Below are 15,804 nucleotides of genomic sequence, written 5' to 3'. Positions count from 1 at the left end.
CTTCCCTTGTGGTGGGTGGGCGGTGACGGCCGCGGCGGGTGGGGCGGTGGCGGCCGGTGGAGGCGGTGGCGGCCGCGGTGGGTGGGGGCGGTGGCGGCCGCCCCCACCCGGCGCTCAGCCCAGGGTGAGGGTGAGCGTGGCCGCGTACGTACCGGCGAACAGGTTCGCCGGCACGGCCAGGGACAGGTCCCCGGCCGCGTCGAACGACCCGCCGGTCAGGGCGGTCTTGCCGTCCGGGCCGGAGCAGATCGTCGCGCCGTCGCCGCCGAGGGAGACCCCGGCGTCGCCGGCCACCGCCGTGACCGGGTTGGTCGCCCCGGCGTGGGCGGCGCAGGACGGCGTCACGGTGAGCGCGCTCCCCGCGATGGTGCCGCCCGGGACACCGGTGAAGTCGGTGACCTTCGCGGTGAGACTCCACGGCAGGGTGCTGCCGCGGAAGTCGGTCACGTTGATCGCCGGCAGGGCCGCCGTGGCGGTCTGGGCCGAGCCGTTCAGCGTGATCCCGGAGAACGTGATGGTGCTGGCGCCGCTGCCCCGGGACATCGACAGCGAACCGGCGTTCACGGTCTGCGAGAGCTGGAACGTCAGGTTGCAGGTGCTGCCCGTGGGCGCCGTGCAGGCGTCCGCGGACATGCTCCAGGCCGACAGGGCATAGAGGCTGCCGGACAGGGCACCGATGTACGCGGTCGCCTTGTCGTTGACCGTGAACGCGGCCGAGAACGTACCGTCCGTCCCGGCCGTGGCCGAGACCGCCGCGTCCGTGGTCGCCGGGGGCGGCGGCGCCCCGGTCAGGGCCTGGTAGCCCCGTACGGCGATGGTGCTTCCGGGGTTGAAGTCGGTGCCCTTGACGGTCGTCGTCGTGCCGGCGCCGCCCGCCGCGGGCGAAAGGGTGATCTTCGGGGTTCCGAGGATCGTGATCGGCACCGACAGGGTGTCCGCGCCGTCGGAGACGACGAGGGTCCGTTTGCCGGTGGTGGCCCCGGCCGGCACCGCGAGGGTGCCGGTTCCGGCGCCGGTGGCGTCGGTCGTGCCGGTGCCCGCGCCCTCACCCGTGCCGCCGGCGCTGCCGTCCTTCAGCTGCGCCGTCAGCGTGGCGCCGGCGGCCAGGCCGGACACCTTCCAGCTGATCGTGTTGCCGGCCCGGGCCGAGTCGGTCACGGTCTGCCCGGAGATCCCGGTGACCGCGATGCCCGAGTCGACGACCGAGACCGCCTGCACGATCGTGGTGTCGACGGGGCCGGCCTTGTGGTCCCGGTCGCCCTCGGCCGAGCAGTAGGTGGACGCCGTGGTGTTGGCGAACTTGACCTGCTTGACGGTGAGGGTCAGGTCGCCCGCGGATCCGGCGGTGAACGAGCCGGTCGCGGTGAACCCGCCGAGCTTGGCGTAGGCCGCGGTGGCCGCGGCCGGGTAGGTGGGCTGGTTGAGGGTGACCGTGCCGGTCTGGGACCCGGAGATCCCGACCGTCGCGATCACCGGCACCGATCCCGCGTCGAGCGGGACCGGGCCGTTGGTGGTCCCCGCGGCGGCGGTGAGCGACACGGTCACCTTGGCGCCCGGCGCCGGCTTGGCCGGCGACTGGGTCAGGGTGAACGTGTCGGCCCACGTGCTCGGCGAGGATCCGGTGCCGGTGTCGGTGAAGTAGATCCGGCACCCCAGGGAGTTGGCGGTCGGCCCGTAGGCCTCGGCGGGCGCCTGGACGACCAGGACGGCCCCCAGTGCCACCGTGGCGATCAGTGCCTTGCGGGCAATGCGTTTCATCGTGGTGCCGCGTCCCCTCTCTCGGGTGGGTGCACCGCCGCTGTCCCCAGTGGCGGTGCGCTGGCGCGCGGTACGCATCCGATTCGTGTTTCCCATCGGGAAACGGCGTTTTACTTCTGCGTGGGATCTATAAACTCAGTCACAGACCGGTGATGTCAAGCCTCCGGCCAGCCATATTTCGCCAGGCGATACACCGTTTCCCGAAGTGGCGTCAGGACGGAAACAACGCGGAAACCGGCCCACCGTCGCGCAGCGCCCCGACCGCCTCGGCGAGCTCGTCCGGCTTGTCCAGCGCCCGGCCGGCGTTGCCGGTGAACTTGGCCCGCACCTCGTCCCCGCTCAGCGGATGCCCCGGGCCACCGCGGGAACTGGCCACGCGGTGTTCGACCACCGCACCACCCTTTGTCCGGATTTTTACGACAGCGGCGAACGCGCGGGGGAACGCGGCGGTCGCCGCCGGATCGGCGCAGACCGTCACCCGGGCCGCCAGCGCCAGACGTTCCGGGGTCAGCTCGACGAAGTCGTCCAGGCCCACGCCCAGCCCACTTCCGCCGGTCAGGGCCACCGCCAGGGTGTACGGGCCGGAGAACTTCGCGTGGTAGCCGCTGCGCGGACGCGCCTTCTCGGCCGGCGGTTCGGCGATCGTGCGCAGCACCGGCTCGGCCACGCCCAGCTCGATCGCGGCGATCTCCCCCGGATCCAGTCCGGCCGCGCGCAGCGCCAGCGCACAGTCGATACCCGGGTGCGTGAAGTGGTTCGACGGGTACGGCTTGAACACCGTCCGCAGCAGCTCCCAGTCCTCGCCGAGCCCGTCCAGGGCCCGCCGGTCGAAGCGGCCGGTGTGCGCCGTGAAGAACCCGAACCGTCCCTCCAGGACCGTCGGCGGCCCGGTCAGCCCCTCGGCGGCCAGGGTGGCCGCGACCACGCCGGCGTGCGCGGCCCAGCCGCAGTGCGTGCGCTTGACCGAGCCGCCGGTGCGGTTCGCCTCCAGCACGCCCGCGCCCATCGACGCGGCGATGCCGATCGCGTCGGCGATTCTTGTCGGACCCAGTCCGTAGAGTCGGGCCACCGCGACGGCAGCGCCGATCGTGCCGCAGATGGAGGTGGCGTGTTGACCCCGTTCGAAGTAGAGGTTCGTGCCGGTCTCCGGGTCGCATCCGGCCATGCCCAGGCGGTTGGTGACCTCGATCCCGGCCGCGATCGCGGCGATCAGGTCGCCGGGCGCGCCGGCCTGGGCCGCGGCCAGGGCGGCGGGCACCACCGAGGCGCTCGGGTGCAGCACCGACGGCAGATGCGTGTCGTCGAAGTCGAGCGAGTGCGCGAGCACCCCGTTGACGAAGGCGGCCGACGGCGCGGGCAGCCGCTCCCCCGATCCGAGCACGGTCGCCTCCGGGGTCCCACCCCAGCGGCGCATCACGGCGAGGGCGGCCGGTGCGGCGTCCTTGCCCTCCTCGGCGTAGGCGGCCAGGGCGTTCCCGAGCACGTCGAGCACCCGCGCCGGCACGTCCGCGCGCACCCGTTCCGGCGGGTCGACGCTCGCCGCGAACTCTCCGAGCACGTGCGCCAGCGGCACCCGCCCGCCCTCACCGCCGGCCGGATCGCCGGGGCGGGTCACGGCACCACCGCCAGGGGCCGGACGGGCGAGCCGGTCGCGCCGACGAGACGCAGCGGGGCCAGGATCAGCTGGAACTCCTTCACCCCGGCGTCGGCCAGCTCACTGAGCAGCATCGTCTCGACGATGTTGATGCCGGCCTCGACCAGCAGGATCCGATGCACGGGCAGGGTCGCGTGGCCCGCGCCCGGCGCGATCCGCTCGTAGGCGATGGTCTCCGCCCCGGTGACGGCCACCCCCTTGTCGACCAGCCAGCGGGCGGCTTCCAGGCCGGGCCCGGGGACCCCTTCCGACGTACCCACGAATTGTTCTGCATTGCCGAAGAGGCGGGACCATCCGGTGCCCACGAGCACCGCGTCCCCGGGGTTGATCTCCAGATCGCCGGCGGCCGCGGCAAGATCCCCGCCGGTCACCTCGTATCCGGCCGGCAGAGTCTCGACACCGTGCAACGCCGCGACGTCGAGAAGAACACCGCGTCCGACGTACGGCGGGAACTCGTCGATGCCCAGCCGCGCGAACCCGGAGTCGGACTGCACGTCGGCCGCGACCACGCCACCGTGCAGCAGCCCGTCCTGGGAGACGTGGGCCAGCGCGTCCACGTGCGTCCCCACGTGCGTCCCGAGGACGAGGATGTCGTTGGCGGCCGACCCGCCCCCGGCGCGGATCATGTCCCCGTGCCGCCGGACCAGCGCGTGCTGATAGATCGGATGGTTGGGCGACTGCGGCATGCCCCGCCGCATGGGCTGGGCCAGGTCGAAGACCTTCATATGACTCCTTGGGATCGAAGCTCGTCCAGCTCGTTCTGGTCGTAACCGAGGGCGGTGAGCACGTCGTCGGTGTCGGCGCCGTGCTCGCGGCCGGTCCAGCGGATCCGGCCGGGCGTCCCGGAGAGGCGGTAGAGCGGGCCGGGCATGCGCACCGGGCCGAGGATCGGGTCGTGCGCGGTCGTCACCGAGTCGCGGGCCTGGAACTGCGGGTCGGCGAAGACGTCGGCGATGTCGTAGACCGGGGCGACGGCGGCCTGCGCGGCCTCGAACGCGTCCTTCACGTCGGCGAGATCGCGCTGCCCGATCCAGGTGCCGACCGCCTCGTCCAGGACGTCGGCGTGCGCGGCCCGCCCGGCGCCGGTCGCGAACCACGGCTCGCCGATCAGGTCGGCCCGGCCGACGAGCTTCAGGACGCGCTCGGCGATCGCCTGCGCGCTGGTCGAGACCGCGACCCAGCGGCCGTCGGCGGTCAGGTAGGTGTTGCGCGGCGCGTTGTTGACCGAGCGGTTCCCGGTCCGCTTCTGGACGGTGCCGAGCTGGTCGTAGACCATGGCCTGCATGCCGAGCACGGTCAGCATCGGCTCGACGATGGCCAGGTCGATCACCTGCCCGTTGGCGCCGTGCACGTCCCGGTGGTAGAGCGCCGTCATGATCGCCTGCGCGCAGGTCAGCGCACTGATGCCGTCGGCCAGGCCGAACGGCGGCAGGGTCGGCGGCCCGTCGGGCTCGCCGGTGATGGCCGCGAAGCCGCTCATCGCCTCGGCCAGGGTGCCGAAGCCGGGCCGCCCCGCGTAGGGGCCGAACTGGCCGTAGGTCGTCACCCGGGCGATGATCAACTTGGGATTGATCTCGTGCAGCGCCGCCGGGGCGAGACCCCAGCGCTCCAGGGTTCCCGGCCGGAAGTTCTCGATCAGGACGTCGGCGTTCCCCAGGATTCTCCGGGCCACCTCGGCCCCCGCCGGGCGGCCGAGATCCAGGGTGATCGTGCGCTTGTTGCGGCCGAGCATCGTCCACCAGAGCGGCACGCCGTCCTTGGCCGGGCCGTGCCCGCGAGCCGGGTCCGCCTTGGCCGGATGCTCGATCTTCACGACGTCGGCGCCGTAGTCCCCGAGGATCGTGGCGGCCAGCGGACCGGCGAAGAGGGTGGAGGCGTCGACCACGGTCAAGCCTGTCAGGGCGGTCATGCCCCACACTAACCGCTCTGTTCCAATGAAGGAAACCCCGTTACTGTGTGCGAAACGCAGCTTTCCCCGGAGGTTCCGATGAGCCGGTATGACCTGTTGGTTCGCGGCGGCACACTTGTCGTCCCCTACGTCGGCACGATGCGCGCCGACCTCGCCGTGTCGGACGGGAGGGTGGCCGCCATCGCCACCGAGATCCCGGCCGCCGAGGCCGAGCGGGTCGTCGACGCCACCGGCAAACTGGTCTTCCCCGGCGCCGTCGACGCCCACTTCCACCTCGGCATCTACCGCCCCCTGGACGTCGACGCGGCCGAGGAGACCCGCTCGTCACTGGTCGGCGGGGCGACCACGGTGCTGTCCTACTTCCGCACCGGTCAGCACTACCTGAACAAGACCGGGCCCTACGCCGAGATCCTGCCCGAGGTCCTGGACGCGGTCGGCGGTCACGCGTGGACCGACTACGGCTTCCACCTGGCCCCGATGGACACCGCCCAGGTCCACGAGATCCCGTCGCTGGTCGCCGACCGGGGCATCAGCTCGTTCAAGTACTACATGTTCTACAAGGGCTTCAACCTGTCGGCCGACTCGCGCGACGCCAAGGCGTTCACCATGAGCGACGAGTACGACCTCGGCCACCTCTACCAGCTGATGGAAGCGGTCTCCGCGGCCGGCACCGACCCCGGCCGTCGCGTCTCCCTGTCGCTGCACTGCGAGCAGGCCGAGCTGATGCGCCTGTTCATCGACCGGGTCCGGGCTGCCGGCGACCCGCAGACCCTGAAGGCCTACTCGGACGCCCGCCCGCCGCTGACCGAGCGGGTCGCCATCGGCGAGGCCACCGCCCTGGCCAACGCCACCGGCTGCGCCGTCAACCTGCTGCACCTGTCCTCCGGCGAGGCTCTGGCCGCCGCCCGCGAGGCCCGCCAGGCGATGCCGTCGGTCGACATGCGCTTCGAGGTCACCCTGCACCACCTGTGCCTGAATCACGACGAGCTCGACGACCTCGGCGGTCTGGGCGGCAAGGTCAACCCGCCGATCCGCGGCCGGGCCGACACCGAGGCCCTGTGGGCCGGGGTCCTCGACGGCACGGTCAACTGGGTCGCCTCCGACCACGCCTGTTGCCTGGAGGAGGAGAAAGGCGACGCCCTGTGGCCGGCCCTCCCCGGCTTCGGCGGCACCGCCCTGCTCTACCCGATCCTGCTCAGCGAGGGCATGCACAAGCGCGGCCTCTCCCCGGTCCGCGTCGCCGAACTGGCCTCGGCCAACCCGGCCCGGGCCTACGGCCTGGACGGACGCAAGGGCAACCTGCTGGTCGGCTACGACGCCGACCTGACGATCGTCGACCCCGACCTGGAACAGGAGGTCACCACCGACCTGCTCCTGTCCGGCCAGGACCACTGCCCGTTCGAGGGCCGCAAGGTCCGCGGCTGGCCGGTCGCCACCATCGTCCGCGGTCACCTGGCCTACGAGAACGGCCAGGTCCACGGCACCCCGCAGGGCCGTTTCCTCGCGCGCTGATCCCGGCCGGCCGGAAGCGCGCTCGACCGCCGTACGCGCAGATGATTTTGATCTTCACAGCGAGAGACCGCATGATCAACCCCTTGCCCGCGGGGCGCCGGAACCGGGCGCGTGATTAGCTGGGAGTCATGATCGGCGACTCCATCGACCCGGCCCGCCTGCAGGAAGTCCTCGACGGGCGGTGGGCCGGCATCCGGCAAGCGGTCCGCGACGAGCTCGGCAAGCAGGGTTTCGCGGCCGTCCACGGCGAGACCGGCGAGCAGGCCCGGGCCCGGATCTCCACGCTGATCCGGCAGATCCCGACCGACGTCGGCGTCGCCTCGGCGTTCCCGAAGGAGTACGGCGGGTCCGGCGACCCGGGCGGTTCCGTGGTCGCGGCCGAGATGCTGGCCTACGCGGATCTGTCCCTGATGGTGAAGGCGGGCGTGCAGTGGGGGCTGTTCGGCGGCGCCGTCGTCGCCCTCGGCACCGAGCGTCACCACGAGGAGTTCCTGCGCGGGATCATCTCGACCGACATCATGGGCTGCTTCGCGATGACCGAGACCGGTCACGGCTCCGACGTTCAAAAACTTAGGACCACTTGCGCGTACGACCCCGCGACCGGAACGTTCGACCTGCACACGCCCCATGAGGCGGCCCGCAAGGACTACATCGGCAACGCGGCCCGGGACGGCCGAATGGCGGTCGTCTTCGCACAACTGATCACCGGTGGGCGCAGCCGCGGGGTCCACGCGTGGCTCGTCCCGATCCGCGACGCCGACGGCAACCCGATGCCCGGCGTGACCCTGGGCGACGCCGGGCACAAGGCCGGGCTGCTCGGCGTGGACAACGGCCGGATCAGCTTCGACCACGTGACCGTGCCCCGGGCGATGCTGCTCGACCGGTACGGCCAGGTCGCCGAGGACGGCACGTACACCAGCCCGATCGAGAACGACACGCGGCGCTTCTTCACGATGCTGGGCACGCTGGTCCGGGGCCGGGTCACGGTCGGCGGCGCGGCGTCGGCGGCCACCCGCGCCGCCCTGACCATCGCGATCCGGTACGGCGACAGCCGCCGCCAGTTCGGGGTGCCCGGCGACGACCGTGAGGTGGTCCTCAACGACTACCTCGCCCACCAGCGGAAACTGCTTCCGGCACTGGCCACGTCGTACGCCTACGTCTTCGCCCAGGAGGAGCTGGTCGGCACCCTGGCCGACGTGCAGTCCGGTCCCGGCCCGGTCGACGAGCACCGCCAGCGCGAACTGGAGTCCCGCGCGGCCGGCCTGAAGGCCATGCAGACCTGGCACGCCACCCACACCATCCAGATGTGCCGCGAGGCCTGCGGCGGCGCCGGCTACCTGTCGGAGAACCGGCTGCCCGCGCTGAAGGCCGACACCGACGTGTTCACCACGTTCGAGGGCGACAACACGGTACTGCTGCAGCTCGTCGCCAAGGGCCTGCTCACCGGTTATCGCGACGCGTTCGGCTCGCTCGACGGCTGGGGCCGCGCCACCTTCGTCGCCGAGCAGGTCCGCGAGATGGTCCTGGAACGCACCGCCGCCCGCGGGCTCATCCAGCGCCTGATCAGCGCCGTCCCCGGCCGCGACGAGGAAGTCGCGGTCACCGACCGCGGCTGGCACCTGACCATGTTCGAGGACCGCGAGAAACACGTCCTCGAAGGCGCGATCCGCCGCCTGCGCAACGGCGCCGCGACCAAGAAGGACCACCCGTTCGACATCTTCAACGACGTGCAGGACCACGTCCTGAAGACGGCCACCGCCCACATCGACCGGATCACCCTGGAAGCATTCGTCGCCGGCATCGACCGGGCCACCGACCCGGGCGCGAAAGCCCTGCTCAACCGGGTCTGCGACCTGTACGCGCTGACCACCATCGAAGCCGACAAGGGCTGGTTCCTGGAACACGGCCGTCTCACCCCGGCCCGCTCCAAAGCGGTCACCGCGGTCGTCAACGACCTGCTGCGTGAGCTGCGCCCGCACCTGTCGACGCTGGTCGACGCGTTCGCGATCCCCGACGAATGGCTCAACGCGGCGATCCTGCGCGAGGAGCCGGGCCGCCAGCAGGCGATGGCCGAGGAGGACGCGCGGGTCACCGACACGCTGTCTTCGCACGGGTGAAGCCGGCGGCCCGGTCAGCCGCCGGACGAGGGCGCGCAGTGGACCTTGCCACGGTCCGGGGTCACGTGGTGTCCGGCGCTGGCTCGGGTGATCTACCGTGCACGGCTCCGAACCGATCCGGAGGTGTGTGTCGATGGCTCGAACGCTGCTGTACCTGGTGCGCCACGGCGAGCAGGACCCGGCGGCCGATCACGACCCGGACGGTGGCCTGTCGCCGCTCGGTCGTGAGCAGGCCGACCGGCTGGGCAAGCGGCTCAGCACCGTGCCGTTCGACGTCGTCCACCACAGCCCGTCGGCCCGGGCGGCCGAGACCGCCGAGATCGTCGGCGGTCACCTGCCGCTGGTGCCGAGGCACGGCTGTGATCTCGTGGTCGACCGCACGCCGGTGCCGTCGCCCGAGCGGCTCGGGGTGTACCCGCAGCGGTGGCACGCCTGGTTCGACGGTGTGCCGGCCGACGAGCGCGACGAGGACGCGGTGGCCCTGCGCGCCGCGGTGGACGGCCTGGGGGTCACCGGCGAGCGGGACCGTCACGAGCTGCTGATCACGCACAACTTCGTGATCGGCTGGTTCGTCCGTCACGTGCTCGACGCTCCCGAGTGGCGCTGGCTCGGCCTCAACCAGGCCAACTGCGGGATCACCGTCGTGCAGTGGGATTCCGAGCGGCCGCCGGCCCTGGTCAGCTTCAACGACGTCGGGCACCTGTAGCTCGCGTGTCGCGGATCCTGGCGGCCGGGGCGTGTGCTCGCTCACCGGCCAGAACCGGGCCCGTACCACCGCCCTCCGGGAGCGCCACCGCGGTTGATCTATCGTGGTCGATCAGATCCACAGACGAAGATCCACTGTCACGGGGAGAGACTCTTGAGAAAGCTTCGCGCCGCCCTGACCGGCGCCCTGCTTCTGCTGGCCACCCTGCTGCCGGCCGGTCCGGCCGCCGCGGCCGCACCGGCCGGCACCAACCTGCAGCTGATGTCCTGGAACATGTGCGACTCGCAGCGCGCCAGCTGGAACTGCGGCAAGTACGGCACGTTCGCCGACAAGCTCGCCGTCATCCAGCACCACGTGGACGTCAACTACGTGCAGGCCATGCTGCTGCAGGAGATCTGCGAGAACGACCTGACCACGCTGATGAGCCGGCTCGGCTCCGGGTGGAGCAGGAGCTTCGCGCCGTACCAGTGGTCGAACTACGGCGTGCTGTCCAACAGCAAGTGCGGTGAGGACGACAGCAGCCGGCAGGACCGGTACGGCACGGCCATCGTGATCCACGCCGGGCTGGCCAACCCGAAGATCCTCCCGACCACGCAGCCGTGGGTCGGGCAGAACACCGTGCAGCAGTGCGCCACGGCGACGTACTTCAACGACATCCGGCTCTGCGACCTGCACATCTCCCGATTCGGGGTGAACGAGGATCACCCGGACTGGGACTACGCCGACGACCAGCTGGCCGAGGTCAAGGCCGAGGTCGACAAGTACGAGCACGTGGCGTTCGGCGGCGACCTCAACGTGACGCCGCCGGACTGGCCGGGCAACACCCGCGCCTGGGTGTGGCCGGCCGGGCTGTACTGGAACGGCACCACCGGATACCGCGAGTGTGACCAGTCGGACGCCGCGAACCCGGTGCGCACCGGCCGGTCGACGACGGTGTGGAACGTCAAGTTGGACCACGTCTTCAGCACCCAGCCGTGGCGCTGGTGCGTGGTCGACAACAACGCGTACTCGGACCACGCCGCCGTCATCTACAGCATGAAGATCTCTTGAGCTGGAGCTGGAAACCGGGCGGCGCGGCAGGAGCAGCACGTCGGCGACGACCGCGCCGCCGGCAGTGGGATTCCGAGCGGCCGCCGGCCCTGGTCAGCTTCACTGACGTCGGGCACCTGTAGCTCGCATGCCGCGGATCCTGGCGGCCCGGGGCGTGGGCCGCCAGGATCGATCCGGGCTAGAACGCCGCGTCGTAGAGGGCCTGCAGGCCCGGCACGTCCGCCTCGCCGCTGTAACCGCAGGTGATGATCCCGCCCTGGGAGGCCGCGACCAGGTAGCTCTTGCCGCTCTCGAACGAGCCGCTGCCCATCAGCCCCTCGGACGCGCCGGGGGCCTGCGGCACCTCGATCAGGTCGGTCGCGGTGCCCTTGTAGACGTGCGTGACCTGCAGCGTCACGGTGTCCCCGGCGATGTCGCGCACGGTCGCGGCGACGGCCAGGTCGGCCCGGGAGGCCAGGACCGGCGCGGTCGGCTCCACGCATTTCGCCGCGATCCCGGCGCCGGTGAGCCGGGTGACCGACGGCGCTCCGGCCGGTGCCGACGGTGCCCCGGCCGTGGTGGGCGCCGGGTCGGACGGCCGCAGGGCCAGCCAGCCGAACCCGGCCCCGACGATCAGGACGAGGGCCGCGGCGGCGAGGAGAGCCGGGCGGCGCCACCGCGCCGGGGTCACGGACTTGACGGGGGCTTCGGCGTACGGGGTGGCCATGGTCTGCTCCAGGAGGTGGTCGACGCGGGCGGGAGGCAGCGGCGGCAGCGACGCCGCCGGATCGGCGCGGCGCAGCTCGGTGCGCAGATCGTCGTCGGTCACGGCCGGCTCCCTTCGTTCGACTCCTCATGTCCGGCAGCCTCGATCAGCTTTCGCAGCTTCTGTTTGGCCCGGTGCAGGCGGATCGTCGCCGCGTTCGGGGAGACGCCCAGGACCAGGGCGATCTGCGGCGGGGTGAGGTCCTCCCAGGCCCACAGGCGCAGCAACTCGGCGTCCTCGGGGCGCATCGCGGCCAGCACCGCGGTCAGATCACTGTCGGTCGGCGCGGGTTCGGCGGCCGTCTCCGGGGGCGGGTCCAGGATCGCGATCCGGGCGGCCAGCCGGGCCTGACGGCGGCGGCCCCGTTCGGCGTTGGCCAGGCAGTTGCGGGCCACGCCGTACGCCCAGGGCAGGTGCTCGTCGGGTATTTCGTCGAGGCGACGCCAGCAGATCAGCAAGGTCTCGGAGAGCACGTCGTCGGCGGTCGCCGGGTCGGTGCGCCGGGCCAGGTAACGGCGGACGGCGTCGATCACCGCCGGGGCGATCGCCTCGAACCGCGCCCGGCGGTGATCCACGTTCACGAGCTCCACCCTGCGTCATGTCCGGCACGGGGGCGGAGCTTTCACCCCGTACCGAATAATTGGTTTTTTTACATGCCGTCGCCGGACCACTCACCTCGCGAACGGGACCGGACCGGCATCGTCGAGATCACCGGCGCGTGCTCGTGCGGGTAGTTCTCGGCGTGGCCGCCCCACTTGACCCACTCCTCGGTGGTGTACCAGTTGATCAGCTCACCGTCCGAGCGGATGATCCAGTCGATGTCGGTCTCGGCGATGAAGTGGCCGTGCTTCACGCCGGCCGGGCGGAAGCAGTAGGTGCCCTCGTCGATGTCGCCGAAGTTGTAGGCCATCTTCCCGCCGAGCGTGTAGAACTCCTCGTAGCAGGGGTGATGGGCCAGCCGGTGGTCGGTCCAGCCCTTCTTGGCGCGGATCAGGCGGGTGTAGAAGCCGGTCTTCGGGTCGCGGTGCAGCAGCTTGATGTAGAGCGGGGTGAGCGGTCCGACCGACGGCGCCTCGACCCAGTCCATGGTGGTGGCGTCGATCACCGTCGCGGTTCCTTCGGCGTCGGTCTCCTTCACCGAGACCAGCGGGTCGAATCCGGCATCTCCGTATTCGCGCCAGTGCAGGATCCGCGACCCCTCCCGCACCTTGATCCAGTCCATCGGGGCGCCCTTCGGGACCTGGATGTACCCACCCGGGCCCAGCTCCTGACCGCCATAGATCAGCGACCCCTCGACCACGTAGAACTCGGTGTCGGCGTGCGGGATCCCGGCGCTGCGACCCCAGTCGGCGGTCGCGTGCAGGGACAGCGACGAGGAGCCGTCCTCCTCGTCGGTCGACAGCCGACGCTCCAGGATCCTGCCCTCGCCGAACGGCAACTCCCCGGTGTGGAAGATGTAGTCGTCCTCGTGGATCAGCTCGACGTGTGCCCTCACGGCGTACTCCTCAGCTCGCGTTTCAGGATCTTGCCGGCGGCGTTGCGGGGCAGCGCCGCGACGGCCCGGTACTGCTTGGGGACTTTGAAACCGGCCAGCCGTTCGCGCAGATACGCCTCGAGTACGTCGGGCTCGATCGGGCCCTGACCGACCAGGTAAGCGACAACCCTTTCCCCCCAACGGTCGTCGGGCTCGCCGACCACCGCACACTCGGTCACGGACGGATGCGCGAGGAGGACCTCCTCGACGTCGCGCGGGTACACGTTCACCCCGCCCGTGATGATCACGTCCTTGACCCGGTCCACGACGGAGATGAAGCCCTCCTCGTCGCGGATCACGATGTCGCCCGACGTGAGGAAGCCGTCCGCGGTCACACAGGCCGCGGTCGCCTCCGGATTCTCGTGATAACCATTCATCAGGTACGGCGATCGGCTGAACAGTTCGCCCGGGACGCCCGCCTCGACCGGCTGACCGTTCTCGCCCACCACCCGCACCTCGGTCGCGAACCACGGGTGCCCGACCGAACCGGCCTTGCGCCGTGCGTCCGGCGGCCGCAGATTCGTGACCACGCCGGCCTCGGTCGAGCCGTACAGCTCGTGCACGCCGACCCCGGGGAACGCCTCGAACACCCACTCCTTGAGCACCTTCGGCAGGGCCGCGGCGTTGAAGTAGAGCGTGTCGAGCGTCTTGAGCTGCTTCACCTCGGGCACGTTCTGCCTGATCAGCTGCGCGTGCGTCGGGACCAGGAACACCGACTGCGCGCCGTCCCGCTCGATCACGTCGAGCAGCCGGTGCGGATCGAACGACCGCAACATGCTGACCGTGCCACCGCAGTAGACCGCCGCATACGCGAACGCGAACCCGGCCCCGTGATACATCGGCGCCACCGCGATCGTCCGCCGCCCCGGCCCGATCCCCCACTCCAGCGCCGTCGCGTAGAACGTCAGACAGCGCGACCGGTGCGAGATCAGCACACCCTTCGGATCCCCGGTCGTCCCCGCGGTGTAGGCGATGCAGAACGGATCCCGCTCATCCACCGCGATCCACGGATCCACACTCGCCGACGCGTCCAGCCACGCCTCATAAGAAGGACCGATCAACACCTTATTGATGCGTACGTCGTGAACCGCCCCGTCCAGCGCCTCGTCCACCAGCAGCGCCCGCGCCCCCGCATGCTCCAGGATGAACCGGACCTCGGGCCCGGCCAGCCGCGGATTGACCGGCACCAGCACCAGCCCGGCCTTGGCGACCCCGGCCGCGACCTCCGGATACTCCAACCGGTTCCCGCAGAGCAGAGCCACCCGCTCGCCCGGCCGCAGACCCATCGCCAGCAGGCCGCAGGCGACCCGGCTCGACCGCTCGTCCAACGCCGCGTAGGTGATGTCCCGATCGCCGTCGCGCACCGCGACCACACCCGGGGTGGCCCGCCCGAACTCCCGAATCCCGCCGGCGATCGTCAGATCCGCCCCACCCGCCCGTAGCATGCCCAGAATGGAAACACCGTTTCCATTCTGGGCGCAAGGTCTGCGGAGGTTTTCCACAGCAGCGACTTATCCACAGCCCGCGAGCACGATCTTGGCCATCCACGCCACACTGACGGCTGTGGAGGTGGCCCCCCTCAGGGTGGGTGGGTCATGTTCAGTTGGGCCGACCAATACCCTAAAACCCCTTAGAAGGGAAATTTCCGGCACGCCCGAGTTGGGCGGGAACGGGGCTAATGCCTAGTTCGGCGCCGATCCAGGAGCCGACTTCCGCGGCGGCCGGCGCCGAGACTCCGGTTTCCAGGCCGGAACGGTCCAGCAGATACGCCAGGTCCTCGGTCGCGATGTTGCCGGTGGCCGCGGGGGCGAACGGGCAACCCCCGATGCCGCCGATACTGCTGTCCAGTGCGGTGAAGCCCGCGGCGACGGCGGCCATCGCGTTCGCGTAACCGGTATTACGGGTGTTATGGAAGTGCGCCCTCAGTCGCGGAACCACCACAGTCACCCCGGCAGGCGCCCGAACCGACGCGACACCGTGCGGCACCAGCGGCCGTGCCGCGTCACGACCAGCACCTGCGGGCGCGCCGGGCGACGACGGGCCACCAGCGGCGGCGCTGGCCGCGGCGGTGGCGGCGGTGGCGGTGGCGGTGGCGGCAGCGGTGGCGGCAGCGGTGGCGCCGGCGGCAGTGGCAGCGGCGGTGGGGCCGGCGGCAGTGGCAGCGGCGGTGGCGGCTCGGAATGGTGACGTGTCGCGGACGGCGTGGGCCAGGTCGGTGACCTGGGGCGGGACGCCTACGCCGATGGTGTCGGCCAGGCACAGTTCGTCGAGCGGGCCGGCCTCGTCGACGATCGACCGGACCCGGTCGATCGGGACCTCGCCGGTGAACGGGCAGCCGAACGCCGCCGCCACCGTCAGTGTCACGAAAAATCCGGCGTCGTGGGCACGGGCGGCCACGTCGCGAAACGCCGCGAGGGACTGCATGGTCGACACGCCCTGGTTGCGGCGGGAGAATTCGTCGGTGGCGACGACGACGTAGTTGAGTTCGTCGGGCCGGGCGTCCCCCAGCGCCAAGGCGCGGTCCAGGCCGCGGTTGTTCAACACCAGAGCGACATAACGTACGTCGTGGGACCGCGGGACGCCCCGCAGCACGTCCTCCGCGTCGGCCATCTGCGGCACGCGGTCCGGGCGTGCGAACGCCGCCACCTCAAGTCTGCGCAGGCCGGCCGCGACTGCCCGCCGTACGTAAGCAATTTTGGTCTTGGTTGAAAGAACTTTCTTCTCGTTCTGCAACCCGTCCCGGGGACCGACCTCGACGATCTCCACCCGACACCCCCTGTTCCGTCTAGCGAAACATCGTTTCACAAGGATAGGGTGCT

Annotated in this window: 13 protein-coding genes; 4 read left to right on the top strand and 9 right to left on the bottom strand. The window is 71.1% G+C overall.

The annotated features are described in order from the left end of the window. Positions 1 to 114: 114 nt before the first annotated feature. The 4 genes from ACSHV8_RS03765 to ACSHV8_RS03750 form a co-directional block, all read right to left on the bottom strand. A complete protein-coding gene (locus ACSHV8_RS03765) occupies positions 115 to 1,758 on the bottom strand; it encodes a WxL domain-containing protein (RefSeq protein ID WP_436529383.1) in 1,644 nt (547 codons plus the stop codon). A 211-nt stretch (positions 1,759 to 1,969) separates the two neighbouring features. Continuing rightward, a complete protein-coding gene (locus ACSHV8_RS03760) occupies positions 1,970 to 3,373 on the bottom strand; it encodes an MmgE/PrpD family protein (RefSeq protein WP_436529381.1) in 1,404 nt (467 codons plus the stop codon). Then, positions 3,370 to 4,137, bottom strand: coding sequence for a cyclase family protein (locus ACSHV8_RS03755; protein ID WP_436529379.1), 768 nt, complete (start codon positions 4,135 to 4,137; stop codon positions 3,370 to 3,372). Before ACSHV8_RS03755 ends, ACSHV8_RS03760 begins: the two co-directional genes overlap by 4 nt. Continuing rightward, a complete protein-coding gene (locus ACSHV8_RS03750; protein WP_436529377.1) occupies positions 4,134 to 5,321 on the bottom strand; it encodes a CaiB/BaiF CoA transferase family protein in 1,188 nt (395 codons plus the stop codon). The genes ACSHV8_RS03755 and ACSHV8_RS03750 overlap by 4 nt, the downstream gene beginning before the upstream one ends. A gap of 78 nt (positions 5,322 to 5,399) precedes the next feature. Between ACSHV8_RS03750 and ACSHV8_RS03745 the strand changes: the two genes are divergently transcribed. The 4 genes from ACSHV8_RS03745 to ACSHV8_RS03730 all read left to right on the top strand — a co-directional run bounded on the left by ACSHV8_RS03745 (position 5,400) and on the right by ACSHV8_RS03730 (position 10,706). Then, on the top strand, positions 5,400 to 6,833 hold the full coding sequence (locus tag ACSHV8_RS03745) for a dihydroorotase (protein ID WP_436529375.1): 1,434 nt from the start codon (positions 5,400 to 5,402) through the stop codon (positions 6,831 to 6,833). A gap of 128 nt (positions 6,834 to 6,961) precedes the next feature. Next, positions 6,962 to 8,950, top strand: a complete 1,989-nt coding sequence (locus ACSHV8_RS03740; RefSeq protein WP_436529373.1) for an acyl-CoA dehydrogenase family protein — start codon at positions 6,962 to 6,964, stop codon at positions 8,948 to 8,950. A gap of 133 nt (positions 8,951 to 9,083) precedes the next feature. Continuing rightward, positions 9,084 to 9,656: a histidine phosphatase family protein gene (locus ACSHV8_RS03735; RefSeq protein WP_436529371.1), complete on the top strand. Its 573-nt coding sequence runs from the start codon at positions 9,084 to 9,086 to the stop codon at positions 9,654 to 9,656. Positions 9,657 to 9,809: 153 nt separating this feature from the next. Beyond that, the gene (locus ACSHV8_RS03730; RefSeq protein WP_436529369.1) at positions 9,810 to 10,706 is read left to right on the top strand and encodes an endonuclease/exonuclease/phosphatase family protein; all 897 of its coding nucleotides are present in this window, start codon (positions 9,810 to 9,812) and stop codon (positions 10,704 to 10,706) included. A gap of 178 nt (positions 10,707 to 10,884) precedes the next feature. Here ACSHV8_RS03730 and ACSHV8_RS03725 read toward each other — a convergent pair whose 3' ends face one another. The 5 genes from ACSHV8_RS03725 to ACSHV8_RS03705 form a co-directional block, all read right to left on the bottom strand. Then, positions 10,885 to 11,514, bottom strand: a complete 630-nt coding sequence (locus ACSHV8_RS03725; RefSeq protein ID WP_436529367.1) for a hypothetical protein — start codon at positions 11,512 to 11,514, stop codon at positions 10,885 to 10,887. Next, positions 11,511 to 12,032, bottom strand: a complete 522-nt coding sequence (locus ACSHV8_RS03720; protein WP_436529365.1) for an RNA polymerase sigma factor — start codon at positions 12,030 to 12,032, stop codon at positions 11,511 to 11,513. Before ACSHV8_RS03720 ends, ACSHV8_RS03725 begins: the two co-directional genes overlap by 4 nt. Positions 12,033 to 12,100: 68 nt before the next feature. Beyond that, positions 12,101 to 12,946: a DUF4437 domain-containing protein gene (locus tag ACSHV8_RS03715; protein ID WP_436529363.1), complete on the bottom strand. Its 846-nt coding sequence runs from the start codon at positions 12,944 to 12,946 to the stop codon at positions 12,101 to 12,103. Then, on the bottom strand, positions 12,943 to 14,430 hold the full coding sequence (locus ACSHV8_RS03710) for a class I adenylate-forming enzyme family protein (protein ID WP_436529362.1): 1,488 nt from the start codon (positions 14,428 to 14,430) through the stop codon (positions 12,943 to 12,945). The genes ACSHV8_RS03715 and ACSHV8_RS03710 overlap by 4 nt, the downstream gene beginning before the upstream one ends. A 175-nt stretch (positions 14,431 to 14,605) precedes the next feature. Then, positions 14,606 to 15,751 carry a hydroxymethylglutaryl-CoA lyase gene (locus ACSHV8_RS03705; protein WP_436529360.1) on the bottom strand — a complete coding sequence of 382 codons (1,146 nt, stop codon included), beginning with the start codon at positions 15,749 to 15,751 and terminating at the stop codon, positions 14,606 to 14,608. Positions 15,752 to 15,804 lie beyond the last annotated feature (53 nt).

Source organism: Actinoplanes sp. HUAS TT8 (genome assembly GCF_051380535.1).
Classification (GTDB): domain Bacteria; phylum Actinomycetota; class Actinomycetes; order Mycobacteriales; family Micromonosporaceae; genus Actinoplanes.
The sequence above is the reverse complement of the archived record's forward strand: the minus strand, read 5'-3'. Positions and strand labels throughout refer to the sequence as shown.